Here is a 13,895-nt window from a genome sequence, read left to right as displayed (position 1 = left end):
ATTGTTAGGTAAACAGATTATGAATTTCTCCATTTTTTCTAGAGGCAGCATCTCCGCAACATTACTTTCATTGATGTTGCTCGCATGTGCTTCATCTGGTGATTCTTCTAGTGCCTCAAGCGAGGCTCAAGAAATCCAGGCACAACTCTTGGGGGATATGCCATTGCCTGCAGGCTCTAAAATTTTGAGCGCCGATTCTTTAATTATTGGACGCGGCGATAACTGGGTTGGTAGAGCAGTTTTATCTGGAGTACAAAATTCAACAGATATTTACGCTTTCTTCCAAGCTGAATATCCTAAGGCAGGATGGACTACAGTCAGTGCAATCAAAGCAAAGACGAGCATCTTGGTTTTTACTAAAGGTGATCGGACTTCTACTGTGGAATTAAATGATGGTTCTTTTACAGGACCTAAAACATTGATTACGATAACAGCATCCCCTAAGAATGCAAACGTCATAGCTCCCAAAAAATAAGTCTAGAAAATAGATATTCGATGCAATAAAAAAAGACCTCTTAAAGAGGTCTTTTTCTTTAGCCCACTGCTTTATAGGCCTTCAGCCCTGATGAGCCCTACAGCCTGACCTTCAATAGCAAAGTTAGTTTGGCGGCTATCGACCACAATATTTTTGAAGTCTGGATTTTCTGCTTGCAATTCAATGACCATGCCATTCGCAGTTTTCTTTTGCAGCCAGCGCTTGACAGTGACTTCATCGTCAAGGCGAGCAACCACAATATCGCCATTGCGAACTTCAGTGGTTTTTCTTACAGCCAAATAATCACCATCTAAGATGCCTGCATCGCGCATGCTCATACCTTTTACTTTTAACAAGTAATCCGCACCTTTACTAAATAAGTTTGGATCGATTGGCACTTGTTTTTCAATATGCTCCACTGCCATGATGGGAGATCCTGCAGCAACACGCCCAATTAATGGCAGCGTGAGTTGTTGTAGCGCACCCGATGGCAAAGACATCTGACGGTATTGATTAGAGTGTTGTGTTTGATTAAAACGATTTGGAATGCGAATACCGCGCGATGTGCCGGGGGTGAGTTCGATGTAGCCTTTTTTTGCTAGCGCACGTAAGTGCTCTTCGGCGGCATTGGCAGACGCAAAGCCAAGTTGATTGGCAATTTCTGCGCGTGTAGGTGGCAAGCCACTTTCATCGATCGCCCTAGAAATGAGTTCCAAGATCTCGCTCTGACGGGGAGTGAGCTTAGGGAGGGCAGTCAGCTCCTCAAGATAATCGACTGTATTTATGTCCATACTGGGATTGTATACAGCAGTATTTAAGAATTCAAGGATTTTTAGCGGGGGATAATGGAAAGATGAGCTCAAATCTAATGCACCCTGAAAAATCACCCTATATTTTGGTATTAGGGATGGGTGGCACCATTGCGGGACTGGCATCTGCTGCAGAAAGGCCGCTGGAATATGCTGCTGGGCAGGTGGGTGTGGAATCACTGGTGTCGCATATTAAATCCGCCATCCCTAAAGGGGTAAATCTGATTTCCCAGCAGTTGGCCAACATCAATAGCCGTAACTTATCTGAACCCTTGCTAAGCAGTCTTGGAGAGCGTGTTTATGCATCCCTCGAGGATCCAGCCATATTAGGAATCGTAGTCACCCATGGCACTGACACCATTGAGGAAACGGGGATTTTTTTGCAGTTAACTTGTGGTCGACATGCAAATCGACTCGGCAAACGGGTCATTCTGACGGGTGCTATGATCCCCAGCAACGCTCCCGGAGCCGATGGGCCATCGAATTTACTGGATGCTGTGAAATGGGCTGCAACCCCCTTAGATAACTGTCCGGGCGGCATTTATGCGGTAATGGACGGCAGGGCTTGTCTGGCAATGGACTTGGCAAAACGCCATACAACCGCACTCAATGCTCCACTTCAGGCTTCTCCTAGTAGTTCAGCCGGTTTAATTAATCCATCCTGGTTATCCGGTGTGAAGGCTGTCCAAGCTGCCTGGACAGAAGATCTGCCGATTCCAGAGGGTGGTGAATGGCCTTGGGTAGAAATTTTGACTAGTCATGCTGGCGCACGTCCTGAGACGGTATCCCTTTGGTTGGATAGTGAGGTTAAAGGCTTGGTGCTGGCTGGTAGTGGAATGGGGGGCTTTCATGATGCATGGCAGGCTCCGCTGACGCTGGGAGTGAGCAAAGGCATTGCCTTGGTGAGAACCACTAGGACAGGCGCAGGCATAACCTATTCTGATATTCCTGAAAAAGATCCCATTGGCTACTTAGCTGCCGGTAGTTTGACTGCTCCCAGAGCCAGAATTGCGCTTCAGTTGGCTCTTAATGCTGAAAAACAAGCAAAGATGATGGGTAAACCCCTGACTTGGCAGGATTTTTTTGCTAGAATAGCGGTCTTGCCTGTTATTGGGTAAGCGCTGAAAAAGCGGCTTTAAAAGTGTTGTAAGTTTTACCTACAATTTGTTACTACCTTGTCACACTGGCGCTAACTTTAAAAACCATCGGAAGTTAGCAAGACGCCCAGGTGACTTTATCCTTAAGGAGTGTTAGATGCGTCATTATGAAATCGTTTTTATCGTCCATCCGGACCAAAGCGAGCAAGTGCCTGCGATGATCGATCGCTACAAAGCTACATTAGCAGCTGCGGGCGGCAAAATTCATCGTATTGAAGATTGGGGTCGTCGTCAGATGGCTTACATGATCGACAAGCTTGCTAAAGCCCATTACGTTTGCATGAACATTGAGTGCGACCAGAAAACTCTGGAAGAGCTCGAGCATGCATTCAAATTTAATGATGCTGTTTTGCGTCACCTCATTATCAAGACTAAGAAAGCTGAAACTGAGCCTTCCATCATGATGAAAGAAGTGCAACGTGAAGAAGCGCGTAAATCAGCTCAAACTGAAGCTCCTGTAGCGACAGCCTAAGTTATAAATTTGAAGAGGAATACAGAGACTAGAAAACGTATCAGAGTGGCGGAGCGGCGTTGAATCATTTCACCCTCACTGCAATCTTGGTATCTAAAGACGCGATTCGATTTACACCTGCAGGAATACCGGTGATGCATTGCCAGCTGGAACATAGCGGTCAAGCAAACGAGGTAGGAGTGGCAAGGAAAATTCAGATGAGCGTGGAAGCCCTTGCAATAGGCCCTATTCAAAAGGGCATTGAGCAAATGGACTTAGGAACCCAAGCAGTGTTTGAAGGATTTTTAGCACCCAAGACCTTGCGTAATCAAAGACTTGTTTTCCATATTACCCATATTCAATTGAAAAATTAAAGAGGAAATCATCATGGCGTTTGGAAAGAAACCCGATTTCAAAAAGAAACCAGCTCAGAACCCATTGTTCAAGCGTAAACGTTATTGCCGTTTCACTGTTGCTGGCGTAGAACAGATTGACTACAAAGATGTAGATACATTGAAGGATTTTATTGGCGAAAACGCCAAGATCACTCCTGCTCGTTTAACAGGTACAAAAGCAAAATATCAGCGTCAGTTAGACACTGCTATCAAGCGTGCCCGTTTCTTGGCTTTGCTGCCATTCTCCGATCAACATAAGAAATAATTAGGAGCCCTCAATGCAAATCATTCTTTTAGAAAAAGTAATCAACTTGGGCAACCTTGGTGACATCGTTCGTGTTAAAGACGGTTACGCTCGCAATTTCTTAATCCCACAACGCAAAGCACGTCGTGCAACTGACGCAGCTATCGCTGACTTTGCAGTCCGTCGTGCTGAGTTGGAAAAAGTGGCTGCCGAGAAATTGGCTGCTGCCCAAGCTATTGGCGCAAAGCTGAAAGACTTAGTACTCGAAATCGGTCAAAAAGCGGGTGTTGACGGTCGTTTGTTTGGTTCTGTAACCAATCATGACATCGCTGATGCTTTAAAAGCTAAGGGCTTTACGATTGAGAAAGCCTCCGTTCGTTTGCCTACTGGCCCGTTGAAAATGGTTGGTGATCACCCTGTAGCGGTTGCTGTGCATACCGATGTAGTGGCTGATATCACTATTCGTGTAGTTGGCGAGCAAGCTTAAGTTTTACATCTGTAAACTAGCCTCATGGCTGAATCCCGTCCACGTTCCGTTATGCTGAATCCCGGCATGATGGGTTCTGGGGATGCAGTCGTGCAGGCTTTAAAAGTCCCGCCGCATTCTGTAGAAGCCGAGCAGTCTTTGCTCGGTGGTCTACTGATCGATAACACAGCCTGGGATCGCCTAGGTGGTGTATTAACTGATAAAGATTTCTATCGCCCTGAACATGCTCTGATCTATAAGGTCATTCAGCGTTTAGTCAGCGACAACCAGCCAGCTGACGTTATTACTGTGCATGAAGCAGTCAAATCAGAGCAGGGTGGCGACCTCGTTGGTATTGATTACTTAAACTCTTTAGCTCAAAGCACGCCTAGCGCTGCCAATATCAAAGGTTATGCAGATATTGTGCGCGATCGCAGTATCTTGCGTCGCTTGATCGAAGTTTCTGACAGCATTGTGAGTTCTGCTTTTATTCCTGAAGGGCGTTCTGTGAGAACGCTGCTAGATGAAGCAGAATCGCGCATTTTGCAAATTGGTGAAGAAGGGAGTCGCAAATCTGACTATCTGGAAATTGAGCCTTTACTGCGTTCAGTGGTCGCCAGAATTGATGAACTCTATAACCGCCAAGGTGGCAGCGATATCACTGGGATAGCAACGGGCTTTATTGACCTTGATAAACAAACCAGTGGTTTGCAAAAGGGTGACCTAGTCATCATTGCGGGAAGACCTTCGATGGGAAAAACCGCAATGGCATTGAATATTGCCGAAAACGTGGCCTTAGCCGAAGGCTTACCAGTTGTCATATTTTCAATGGAAATGTCAGGTGAGCAATTAGCGGCGCGTTTGTTAGGCTCCGTTGGTCGCGTAGATCAAAGTCGTATGCGTACAGGTAAATTGCAAGATGATGAATGGCCGCGTGTAACGGATGCGATTGCGCGTCTAAGTAATACCCAAATTTTGATAGATGAAACAGGCGCCTTATCCAGCTTAGAATTGCGTGCTAGAGCCCGTCGTATTGCCAGAAACTTCGGCGGTACCTTAGGGCTGGTAGTGATTGATTATTTGCAGTTGATGAGTGGTTCAGGATCAGAAAACCGTGCTACTGAGATCTCTGAAATCTCACGCTCACTCAAATCACTTGCTAAAGAATTGCAGTGTCCAGTTGTAGCATTATCACAACTCAATCGTGGTCTAGAGCAACGTCCAAACAAACGTCCAATCATGTCTGATTTACGTGAATCGGGCGCGATCGAGCAAGATGCCGATGTGATTATGTTTATTTATCGTGATGAGGTGTATCACCCTGACACCACAACTGATAAAGGGGTTGCAGAGATTATTATCGGCAAGCAACGTAATGGCCCAATTGGAACTATACGTTTGAGCTGGCAAGGACCCTATACCAAGTTTGATAATTTGGCAGTGGGCTCTATTGGCTATTCTTCTGGTGGTTACGAACCCTTCTAAAGGTTATCGAGTACCCCATAATTAAAAAGCCTCGCATTGCGAGGCTTTTTAATTGAAGAGATGCGATAAAAAGATTTACTTGCCGCCTTCACATTTCTTAATAGAAGCTTCTTTGGCTGCGCCATATAGTGGCTTACCATCTTTGCTCACTGCTTTTGCTTCACAATCAGGAGCAGCAGGTGCGCCACCCATACATTTTTTAATGGAAGCTTCTTTAGCGGCACCATAAATGGGTTTGCCATCCTTGCTTACTGCCTTTGCTTCACACTCCGCTTGTGTTGCTGCAAATGCGGAAGCAGAAAAACTCAATGCAATACTTAAAGCGATGAGGAACTTTTTCATACGATTTCTCCTGATGGTTTGGAATCAACATTGCTACTACAGACTACAAAGTAAATGATTTCCTACTTTGTGACCATCATATTCCGAGAATAAGACAAAGATATTGTCTCTAGTGAGAATTTATTTTGATGCTGCTAATCTTCTAGCTTCTGTAAATCTAGATGCCCAATAGGGGCTCTCTATTTGTTCAAGCCGGACAGTACCACCTGAGCTTGGTGCATGGACAAAGCGTCCCTGACCTACATAAATTCCAGCATGGGAGTATTTATCGCCAGTGGTGTTAAAGAAGACAAGATCACCCGGGGCTGGGGCTTGATCATCAATCCCTTTTCCTTTGGTGCTCATATCCTGTATCGTGCGGGGCAATTTGATATTTGCAGATTTAAGATATACATACCCAATGAGTCCGCTACAGTCAAAACCCGCTTTAGGATTGTTTCCGCCATAGCGATAAGGCACGCCTACTAGGCCCACTGCGGCAATCGAGATGTCTTCAGTACCTACACTCGTATCTTGCTTAAATTGAGAAACTTTAGAACTGGCAGATCTTCCACTAAACGTACTACAGCCATTCAAGAATAAAAGCGCGCAAATAAAAATGCCGCACCCAATGAGAGTGCGGCATGAGAGGGCTTGATTACAGTGCGTCAGCTGCATGATCCGCAAGACGTGAACGCTCACCACGCGCAAGTGTCACGTGACCACTATGGCGCCAACCTTTAAAGCGATCGACTACATAGGTTAGACCAGATGAGCCTTCAGTTAAGTAAGGAGTATCGATCTGTGCAATATTGCCTAGACAAATAATCTTGGTCCCTGGGCCTGCACGGGTTACCAAAGTCTTCATTTGTTTTGGTGTTAAGTTTTGCGCTTCGTCGATAATGACAAACTTACTCACAAAAGTTCTGCCTCGCATAAAGTTCATACTCTTTACCTTTATACGTGACCGGATCAGTTCTTGAGTTGCTGCGCGACCCCATTCTCCCGCACTATCATCATTGCGTTGAAGAACCTCAAGATTGTCATCAAATGCACCCATCCAAGGTTGCATTTTTTCTTCCTCGGTTCCTGGTAAGAAACCAATATCTTCGCCAACTGGAACTGTGGCACGGGTGATAATGATTTCGTTATAGCGTTTGCTATCAAGCACTTGCTCTAGGCCAGAAGCCAAGGCCAGTAAGGTTTTTCCAGTGCCAGCCTGACCTAAAAGTGTCACAAAGTCGATATCAGGATTCATGAGCAAATTCATGGCAAAGTTTTGCTCACGGTTACGGGCCGTTACGCTCCAGACATTATTCTTTTGGTGAGAAAAATCTCTTAATGTTTGTAGGAGGGCTGTTTTACCATTGATCTCTCGTACCTGTGCGTAGAACGGGGTTGAGCCATCCGGATTTTCTTGATATACAAATTGATTTACTAGCATGCTTAGAACGGAAGGTCCTGTTACACGGTAGAACATGGTGCCAGATTTTGAGTCAGACCAACTTTCCATATCCTTGCCATGTTTTGGCCAGAAATCTGCAGGCAAAGTCATCACTCCTGAATACATCAGGTCACGATCTTCTAATACTTGATCATTGAAATAATCTTCAGCTGGTAAACCGAGGGCACGTGCTTTGATGCGCATGTTGATATCTTTTGATACCAACACGACTTCTTGACCATTGCGGGTTTTCTGAAGCTCACTGACTACTGCCAAAATCAGGTTATCACCTTTACCCTCAGGTAGCCCCTCAGGCAAAGGCTGTGTGGAGAGTTTGGTTTGGAAGAAGAGACGTCCTGAGACATCATGGTTACCCAGCTTATTGAGTGGGATACCCTCATCCAAAGTACCGCTTGTTCCTGCAATTAACTGATCGAGCGATCTGCTGACCGTGCGGGCATTGCGTGCGACTTCGGTCATGCCTTTCTTATGGTTATCCAGCTCTTCTAGAGTGGTCATTGGCAGATATAAGTCATGTTCAGAGAAACGGAACAGCGAGCTTGGATCATGCATCAGGACGTTTGTATCTAGAACGAATAAGCTCGGTGGTCCTGTGCGGATTACACGTTTTGGTTTTGCAGGTACAGATTCTTTTCTGTCGCCATCAAAAGGGCTGCGATCACTCTTAATTTTTTCAAGCGCTACTTCAGCCGCAGAAAAGTCTTCTTCTACATCATTGGTCCAATCAGAGGTTTCCATCACTACTGCTTTTGCTGTGGCAGGACGTTTCTTTAAATCAGGGGTGTCCTTGCGATTCAGTTTTACTTGATCAGCAATTTGAGTTGGGATGGGTGGCAATGGCATGCAGACTCTCCTAAAAGAAAAAACCGCCAAGCGAAGTGCTTTGGCGGTTTATTACGAAACGAATTGCAGCGAAGTCTAAAAAATGGCGGGGGTTGCTCTCCATACCTGTTCTGAAATATTCAGGCTTCTGATTCAAACGGATTGTCAGACTTTCCCGTCGCTTGCGGTGCATATAGATTTACTTTACCCCATTTTTTGGGGTTTGCAAGCACCTAAGAGCAAATTTTTTGTAAAAATTATTAGATAGCTTGGGCTGCTTGTAATACCTCTGTCACATGACCTGGAACCTTGATACCGCGCCACTCTTTTACGAGCTTGCCAGAGGAGTCAAACAGGAAGGTGCTGCGCTCAACCCCGCGGACCTGCTTGCCGTACATATTTTTCATCTTCATCACACCAAAGAGTTGGCAGAGCTTTTCTTCTGTATCAGCAACTAACTCGAAGGGAAGCTGTAATTTGCTACGAAAGTTATCGTGTGATTTGAGGCTATCACGGGAAACCCCTACTACCAGGGTATTGGCTTTTGAAAAGGCATCAATATTGTCCCTAAATTCACCAGACTCGGCTGTGCAGCCAGGCGTCATGTCTTTGGGGTAAAAATAAATGACGAGCTTTTTACCTTGCGCAGAAGCTGGAGTGAAAGTCAGTCCAGATGTAGCAGGGACAGCGCAATGGGGGATGGGTTTACCGATGGCTACTGACATAAATGATCCTTTGTTAGTTAGTTTATCTCTAGGGTTTCATTATTCTGAATAATGAGTTCACCGCTGCGATGGGGTATTTCCCCCCAAGTCAGCGGAAGTACTGCTATTTTATCTAGTTGTTTGGTGGCTTCCCAAGATTGGTGAAGTTCGCCCATGGTCACCAAATCATGGCCTTGGTTAAGCCAACCAATAACGAGTTTTTCAAAGGCAGGCAATAGCTTTTGACCTTCAAGTTCGGCATGGAGGGTAAACACTTGATCATTTGGATTACTTTGCGTTATTGCCAGTAGCTTGTCTACGGCCCCAAACTCATCCGCATCATCCACCCCGATGAGCTCATCTAAGGTAGGAAGCGTAGTGGGGTATTGAACATGCTTAGACTTACCAGAGGGTAAGGCTAAGCGATAAGGTATCAAGTTTGCTTCAGCTCTGCCGTCTGAAGAGTATTGAATACCCCATTCATCTAGTTGCTCAAAGGCTACTTCATTCATTTGCCATCCTGCAGCACCATAAGTTTTAGGGGCGTGACCAAAGATTTCTAAAAAGCGATCCCAACTTTTTTGCATCATCGCTTTAGTCCACTTAGTATCTTTATTGCGGACTTCATCATGCCAAGCGACGTGATCCCACGCATGAATACCAGCCTCGTGACCAGCCTGGTCAATTGCCCGCATTTCTGCAGCTGCTTGTTTTCCAATATCTGGCCCAGGCAGTAAAACACCATATAGCAATGTCTTGATACCGTAGTGTTCCACTACAGAGGTGCGACTTACTTTTTGTAGAAAGCCTGGACGAAAGACGCGCTTTAAGGCCCACCCTGTATGGTCTGGCCCCAAGCTAAATAAGAAGGTAGCCTTTAAACCAAAACGCTCAAGAGTACGCGCTAAATTTGGCGCCCCTTCTTGGGTTCCGCGTAAGGTATCAATATCAACCTTTAGTGCAATTTTGGCCATGAACTACCGAGTTATTCCGTATCAACCAAATGGCGGGCTTTTTCCACATCCTGGCGATAGGCTTCAAAAATATTCTTGAGCGCATCGGTCATGGTAGTGCTTGGTTTCCAACCCAGTTCGCTCATAGTGTTGTCAATTGCAGGTACGCGGTTTTGGACATCCTGATAGCCTTCACCATAGTAGGCACCCGAAGTAGTTTCTAAAATCGTAACTTCATTTGCAGTCTTGGCATATTCAGGAATACTGCGAGCAATCTCGAGCATTTGATTAGCGAGATCGCGTACCGAATGATTATTCTTAGGGTTGCCGATGTTATAGATCTTGCCATCAGCAATACCATCTTGGTTGTCAATGATGCGCATTAATGCATCAATACCATCATCAACATAAGTGAATGCGCGCTTTTGAGCGCCGCCGTCAACTAAGTTGATTGGTTCGCCGCGAACAATGTGACCTAAGAACTGAGTTACAACTCGTGACGAGCCCTCTTTTGGGGTATAGATGCTGTCAAGGCCAGGACCAATCCAATTGAATGGGCGGAACAGGGTAAAGCGCAAGCCTTCCATGCCATAACCCCAAATCACGCGATCCATTAACTGTTTGGAGCAGGCGTAAATCCAGCGCGGTTTATTGATTGGGCCATAAACCATATTTGATGTCGATGGATCAAATGCACTGTCTTCACACATACCATACACTTCAGAGGTGGAGGGGAAAACCAAATGTTTTTTGTATTTCACTGCAGAGCGAACGATCGGAAGATTGGCTTCAAAATCCAGTTCGAATACTTTGAGAGGCTGCTGTACATAAGTAGCTGGTGTCGCAATGGCTACTAAAGGCAAGATCACATCGCATTTGCGGATGTGATACTCAACCCACTCTTTATTGATAGTGATATCGCCCTCAAAGAAATGCATGCGAGGATGGTTTACGAGATCGCCTAGGCGGTCATGCTGCATATCCATGCCATAGACATCCCAGTCGGTGGTCTCAAGAATACGTTTTGAAAGGTGGTGGCCAATGAAGCCATTAACCCCAAGAATGAGTACTTTTTTCATCTTTACTGCCTCGTTTTAATCTAATGTGTCTTTGCTGGGAACCATTCCAGGATTTCAAGGGCCTGGTGGTCACCACAAATGCCGAATACCCGATTATCAACCACTTGGATGCCACGAGCCCCAAGATCGAGCTCCGCCGGAAAAGGCCCTTGTAGGCTTGAGCGGGCCACAATCATGGTTTGGCCCTGCCAGTCGGTAAATGCGCCCGGATAAGGGGGTGCGACGGCTCTGACGAGGTTATGGATCTGTTGAGCACTTTGATCCCAATGAATTAGACCATCTGATGGCTTGCGACCACCAAAATAACTGCCTTTAGATAAGTCGTTTAGCTGATGAGGAACTTTCCCCAGAATAAGATCAGGCAATACGACGTTAATTACGCTAACAGCTGCTTGGCTAACTTTAGCAAAGACATCAGTGGCAGTTTCATCTGGACCAATACTGACTTCTGCCTGAGCAACAATATCACCCGCATCTGGTTTGGCTTCCATCACATGCAAAGTAGCGCCAGTTTTAGATTCACCATGGAGGATTGCCCAGTTAATAGGCGCACGTCCCCGGTATTTCGGCAAGAGTGAACCATGCATATTTAATGCCGCAATCTTTGCGCATGCCAAAATCTGCGCAGGAATCATATTACGATAGTAGAAGGAAAAAATATAGTCAGGTGCTAGCGCTTGAAGTTGAGGAATTAAATTAGGCAGTTCCGTGGCGTTTGGCATCACATAGGGGATTTGTTGTTCGGAACAGAGTTTGCTAACACTGGCAAACCATACATTTTCATTGGGGTCATCTTGGTGTGTCACCACTAAATCAATCTTGATGCCTGCTACTAAAAGCGCCTTCAGACAATGAACACCCACATCATGATAGGCAAAGACGACGGCGTGCAATTATTTTTTCTCTAAAACAGTTTGCACGACATATCTTGGGCGTTGTCTGACTTGTTGGTAGATGCGGCCAATATATTCACCGAGTAATCCTAAGCCAAAGAGCATGACCCCAATTAAGAAGAAGGTAAGCGCAAACAAGGTAAAGACACCTTCAACCTCTGCACCCAAAAGAAAGCGGCGAAAAAGTAAATAGGCAAATAAACTACCTGCGGCAAGGGCGAGCAACATACCTAAAATTGAGAAGATTTGTAAGGGCACTACTGAGAAGCCCGTCACTAAATCAAAGTTCAAGCGAATCAGTTGATAAAGCGTGTATTTAGATTCTCCAGCAAAACGCTCTTCATGCTTAACGGTGATTTCTGTAGGGTTCGAAGCGAATGTATAAGCTAGCGCTGGAATAAAAGTATTGCTTTCATCACATTGGCGAACTAAGTCAATAATGCGGCGGCTATAGCCACGCAACATACAACCTTGGTCAGTCATCTTGATGCGGGTAATACTTTCGCGTAGACGATTCATGGCGCGTGAAGCAAGCTTTCTAAAGAAGGTGTCTTGACGATGGGCGCGAATGGTGCCGACATAATCATGACCTTTCAGAAGCTGCTCAGTGAGCGCATCAATTTCTTCGGGTGGATTTTGAAGGTCTGCATCTAAGGTAATGATGTATTTACCTTTAGCATATTCAAAGCCAGCCATGATGGCCATGTGTTGCCCAAAGTTGCTATGAAATAAAACTGCGCGCGTGACATCAGGCCTAAGCTCTACTTGTTTGGCTAAAATGCCGGCAGAGCGATCTTTGCTGCCATCATTAATAAAGATAATTTCGTAGGGAATACTCCGTTTGGCGGCAACAATATCTAATGCGGGATAAAGGCGATCGAATAAAGCTTGGAGGCCATCTTCCTCGTTATAAACAGGAATAACAATACTGAGCGTTGGCTGGGCGGCTAAATTTGCAGTCATGCCTTAATTTTGCCTGATCTTGCGGGTTAGCCCCAAGTTCCTTAGTTTTTGCGATGTTTTTTCAGAATTCCTACTAAACCCTTTGCAATGCGGCCAATATCCTCATTCGCCATGGCTGGAAATAAGGGTAAGGTCAGAATCGAATGTCCAATACGGTTTGCAATGGGGGTATCTTCGGCTTGATAGCCTAGATTCTTGTAAAGGGTAAAACCGGTAATGATGGGGTAATGCACGCCAGTGCCAATCCCTAGCGCTTTGAGTTCGGTCATCACCTGGGCGCGGTCCACTCTTAATTGCTCAAGTGGTAGTAGTACCTGAAACATGTGCCAATTCGTTTCAGTAAAGTTTTCTACGGGCAGTTCCAGCTCTAAATCTTCCAAGCCGGCGGTCTGAAGTTCACCACGAAGGACATCAAAGTATTGGCGTGCGAGTTCAGCACGTCGGGATTGATAAGCGGGTAATTGTTTTAGTTGCTCCAGACCAATGACTGCATTCACGTCAGTAAGGTTATCTTTACCGCCCAATACATCAACATCCATACTATCCATTCCTTGGCGGGTAAGTCCTTGCAAGCGAAATTTTTCTGCCAGCTTTGCTTCATCAAGATTGTTCAGTACGAGACAGCCACCCTCAACAGTGGTCAGATTTTTATTAGCCTGGAAACTAAAGCTCACGAGATCACCAAAGCTCCCAATCTTCTTACCGCTCCAAAGAGATCCAAAGGCTTGCGCTGCGTCTTCAATCACGCGCAGATTGTGTTGCTGTGCTAGGTCATAGAGCTTATCCATATCCACCGGTAGTCCTGCCAAATAAACTGGCATGATGGCGCGGGTTTTAGGGGTGATCGCTAAAGCAACTTTTTGGAGGTCAATATTTCGAGTGAGGGGATCAATATCTACAAAGACCGGTTTTGCGCCAACACTGAGAATGACGTTAGAGGTTGCAACCCATGAAATCGGAGTGGTAATGACTTCATCACCCTCACCAATACCAGTAACTTGCAATGCAATCTTCATCGTCGCAGTGCCATTTGCAAAGCAGCGTACAGGACGCCCGCCAAAATAATCAGAAAGCCTTGCCTCAAACTCAGCCAACTTAGGGCCCGAGGTAACCCATCCCGAGCGGAGAACCTCTGCAACAGCATCAATCGTTTCTTGATTAAAGCTGGGGCATGTAAAAGGAATAAATGCAGGTTGTGATGCTGACATGATGA

At 45.6% G+C, this 13,895-nt stretch carries 17 protein-coding genes; 7 read left to right on the top strand and 10 right to left on the bottom strand.

What is annotated here, in order from left to right; translation table 11 throughout:
- Window positions 1-19 precede the first annotated feature (19 nt).
- Window positions 20-475, top strand: coding sequence for a hypothetical protein (locus ICN38_RS08265; protein ID WP_216256589.1), 456 nt, complete (start codon window positions 20-22; stop codon window positions 473-475).
- A gap of 71 nt (window positions 476-546) precedes the next feature.
- Here ICN38_RS08265 and lexA read toward each other — a convergent pair whose 3' ends face one another.
- Window positions 547-1,266 carry a transcriptional repressor LexA gene (lexA, locus tag ICN38_RS08260; RefSeq protein ID WP_216256588.1) on the bottom strand — a complete coding sequence of 240 codons (720 nt, stop codon included), beginning with the start codon at window positions 1,264-1,266 and terminating at the stop codon, window positions 547-549.
- A 62-nt stretch (window positions 1,267-1,328) separates the two neighbouring features.
- Here lexA and ICN38_RS08255 point away from each other — a divergent pair, with 62 nt between their 5' ends.
- From ICN38_RS08255 to dnaB, 6 genes are all read left to right on the top strand, one after another.
- Entirely contained in the window at window positions 1,329-2,402 is a 1,074-nt protein-coding gene (locus ICN38_RS08255; RefSeq protein ID WP_216256587.1) for an asparaginase, read from the top strand.
- A gap of 136 nt (window positions 2,403-2,538) precedes the next feature.
- Window positions 2,539-2,913 carry a 30S ribosomal protein S6 gene (rpsF, locus tag ICN38_RS08250; protein WP_216256586.1) on the top strand — a complete coding sequence of 125 codons (375 nt, stop codon included), beginning with the start codon at window positions 2,539-2,541 and terminating at the stop codon, window positions 2,911-2,913.
- A gap of 59 nt (window positions 2,914-2,972) precedes the next feature.
- Window positions 2,973-3,266 carry a primosomal replication protein N gene (priB, locus tag ICN38_RS08245; protein WP_216256585.1) on the top strand — a complete coding sequence of 98 codons (294 nt, stop codon included), beginning with the start codon at window positions 2,973-2,975 and terminating at the stop codon, window positions 3,264-3,266.
- A 13-nt stretch (window positions 3,267-3,279) separates the two neighbouring features.
- Window positions 3,280-3,552 (top strand): 30S ribosomal protein S18, encoded by a 273-nt coding sequence (gene rpsR, locus ICN38_RS08240; protein ID WP_076022861.1) that lies wholly within the window; start codon window positions 3,280-3,282, stop codon window positions 3,550-3,552.
- Window positions 3,553-3,565: 13 nt separating this feature from the next.
- Window positions 3,566-4,018: a 50S ribosomal protein L9 gene (gene rplI, locus ICN38_RS08235; RefSeq protein ID WP_216256584.1), complete on the top strand. Its 453-nt coding sequence runs from the start codon at window positions 3,566-3,568 to the stop codon at window positions 4,016-4,018.
- Window positions 4,019-4,042: 24 nt separating this feature from the next.
- Window positions 4,043-5,482 carry a replicative DNA helicase gene (dnaB, locus tag ICN38_RS08230; protein ID WP_370624386.1) on the top strand — a complete coding sequence of 480 codons (1,440 nt, stop codon included), beginning with the start codon at window positions 4,043-4,045 and terminating at the stop codon, window positions 5,480-5,482.
- 75 nt (window positions 5,483-5,557) lie between these two features.
- Here dnaB and ICN38_RS08225 read toward each other — a convergent pair whose 3' ends face one another.
- From ICN38_RS08225 to ICN38_RS08185, 9 genes are all read right to left on the bottom strand, one after another.
- Window positions 5,558-5,824 carry a hypothetical protein gene (locus ICN38_RS08225; RefSeq protein ID WP_216256583.1) on the bottom strand — a complete coding sequence of 89 codons (267 nt, stop codon included), beginning with the start codon at window positions 5,822-5,824 and terminating at the stop codon, window positions 5,558-5,560.
- Window positions 5,825-5,944: 120 nt separating this feature from the next.
- Window positions 5,945-6,505, bottom strand: coding sequence for a C40 family peptidase (locus ICN38_RS08220; RefSeq protein ID WP_370624385.1), 561 nt, complete (start codon window positions 6,503-6,505; stop codon window positions 5,945-5,947).
- Window positions 6,462-8,111 (bottom strand): PhoH family protein, encoded by a 1,650-nt coding sequence (locus ICN38_RS08215; protein ID WP_216256582.1) that lies wholly within the window; start codon window positions 8,109-8,111, stop codon window positions 6,462-6,464. The genes ICN38_RS08220 and ICN38_RS08215 overlap by 44 nt, the downstream gene beginning before the upstream one ends.
- Before the next feature lie 239 nt (window positions 8,112-8,350).
- A complete protein-coding gene (locus ICN38_RS08210; RefSeq protein WP_216256581.1) occupies window positions 8,351-8,815 on the bottom strand; it encodes a peroxiredoxin in 465 nt (154 codons plus the stop codon).
- A 17-nt stretch (window positions 8,816-8,832) separates the two neighbouring features.
- Window positions 8,833-9,768, bottom strand: coding sequence for a polysaccharide deacetylase family protein (locus tag ICN38_RS08205; protein ID WP_216256580.1), 936 nt, complete (start codon window positions 9,766-9,768; stop codon window positions 8,833-8,835).
- 11 nt (window positions 9,769-9,779) lie between these two features.
- Window positions 9,780-10,826 carry a bifunctional UDP-4-keto-pentose/UDP-xylose synthase gene (locus ICN38_RS08200; protein ID WP_216256579.1) on the bottom strand — a complete coding sequence of 349 codons (1,047 nt, stop codon included), beginning with the start codon at window positions 10,824-10,826 and terminating at the stop codon, window positions 9,780-9,782.
- A gap of 20 nt (window positions 10,827-10,846) precedes the next feature.
- Window positions 10,847-11,719: a formyltransferase gene (locus ICN38_RS08195; RefSeq protein ID WP_216256578.1), complete on the bottom strand. Its 873-nt coding sequence runs from the start codon at window positions 11,717-11,719 to the stop codon at window positions 10,847-10,849.
- Window positions 11,720-12,682 carry a glycosyltransferase gene (locus ICN38_RS08190; RefSeq protein ID WP_216256577.1) on the bottom strand — a complete coding sequence of 321 codons (963 nt, stop codon included), beginning with the start codon at window positions 12,680-12,682 and terminating at the stop codon, window positions 11,720-11,722.
- A 41-nt stretch (window positions 12,683-12,723) separates the two neighbouring features.
- Window positions 12,724-13,890 (bottom strand): DegT/DnrJ/EryC1/StrS aminotransferase family protein, encoded by a 1,167-nt coding sequence (locus ICN38_RS08185; RefSeq protein WP_216256576.1) that lies wholly within the window; start codon window positions 13,888-13,890, stop codon window positions 12,724-12,726.
- Window positions 13,891-13,895 lie beyond the last annotated feature (5 nt).

Source organism: Polynucleobacter sp. AP-Melu-500A-A1 (assembly GCF_018882125.1).
In the GTDB taxonomy this organism is placed as follows: domain Bacteria; phylum Pseudomonadota; class Gammaproteobacteria; order Burkholderiales; family Burkholderiaceae; genus Polynucleobacter.
The sequence above is the reverse complement of the archived record's forward strand: the minus strand, read 5'-3'. Positions and strand labels throughout refer to the sequence as shown.

What these genes read in the sequence shown, in the direction of transcription:
- ICN38_RS08205 (WP_216256580.1), bottom strand. Translation starts at nt 9,768, where the DNA reads ATGGCCAAAATTGCACTAAAGGTTGATATTGATACCTTACGCGGAACC.
- ICN38_RS08210 (WP_216256581.1), bottom strand. Translation starts at nt 8,815, where the DNA reads ATGTCAGTAGCCATCGGTAAACCCATCCCCCATTGCGCTGTCCCTGCT.
- ICN38_RS08265 (WP_216256589.1), top strand. Translation starts at nt 20, where the DNA reads ATGAATTTCTCCATTTTTTCTAGAGGCAGCATCTCCGCAACATTACTT.
- dnaB (WP_370624386.1), top strand. Translation starts at nt 4,043, where the DNA reads ATGGCTGAATCCCGTCCACGTTCCGTTATGCTGAATCCCGGCATGATG.
- rplI (WP_216256584.1), top strand. Translation starts at nt 3,566, where the DNA reads ATGCAAATCATTCTTTTAGAAAAAGTAATCAACTTGGGCAACCTTGGT.
- ICN38_RS08215 (WP_216256582.1), bottom strand. Translation starts at nt 8,111, where the DNA reads ATGCCATTGCCACCCATCCCAACTCAAATTGCTGATCAAGTAAAACTG.
- ICN38_RS08185 (WP_216256576.1), bottom strand. Translation starts at nt 13,890, where the DNA reads ATGTCAGCATCACAACCTGCATTTATTCCTTTTACATGCCCCAGCTTT.
- lexA (WP_216256588.1), bottom strand. Translation starts at nt 1,266, where the DNA reads ATGGACATAAATACAGTCGATTATCTTGAGGAGCTGACTGCCCTCCCT.
- ICN38_RS08255 (WP_216256587.1), top strand. Translation starts at nt 1,329, where the DNA reads ATGAGCTCAAATCTAATGCACCCTGAAAAATCACCCTATATTTTGGTA.
- ICN38_RS08190 (WP_216256577.1), bottom strand. Translation starts at nt 12,682, where the DNA reads ATGACTGCAAATTTAGCCGCCCAGCCAACGCTCAGTATTGTTATTCCT.
- ICN38_RS08225 (WP_216256583.1), bottom strand. Translation starts at nt 5,824, where the DNA reads ATGAAAAAGTTCCTCATCGCTTTAAGTATTGCATTGAGTTTTTCTGCT.
- rpsF (WP_216256586.1), top strand. Translation starts at nt 2,539, where the DNA reads ATGCGTCATTATGAAATCGTTTTTATCGTCCATCCGGACCAAAGCGAG.
- rpsR (WP_076022861.1), top strand. Translation starts at nt 3,280, where the DNA reads ATGGCGTTTGGAAAGAAACCCGATTTCAAAAAGAAACCAGCTCAGAAC.
- ICN38_RS08200 (WP_216256579.1), bottom strand. Translation starts at nt 10,826, where the DNA reads ATGAAAAAAGTACTCATTCTTGGGGTTAATGGCTTCATTGGCCACCAC.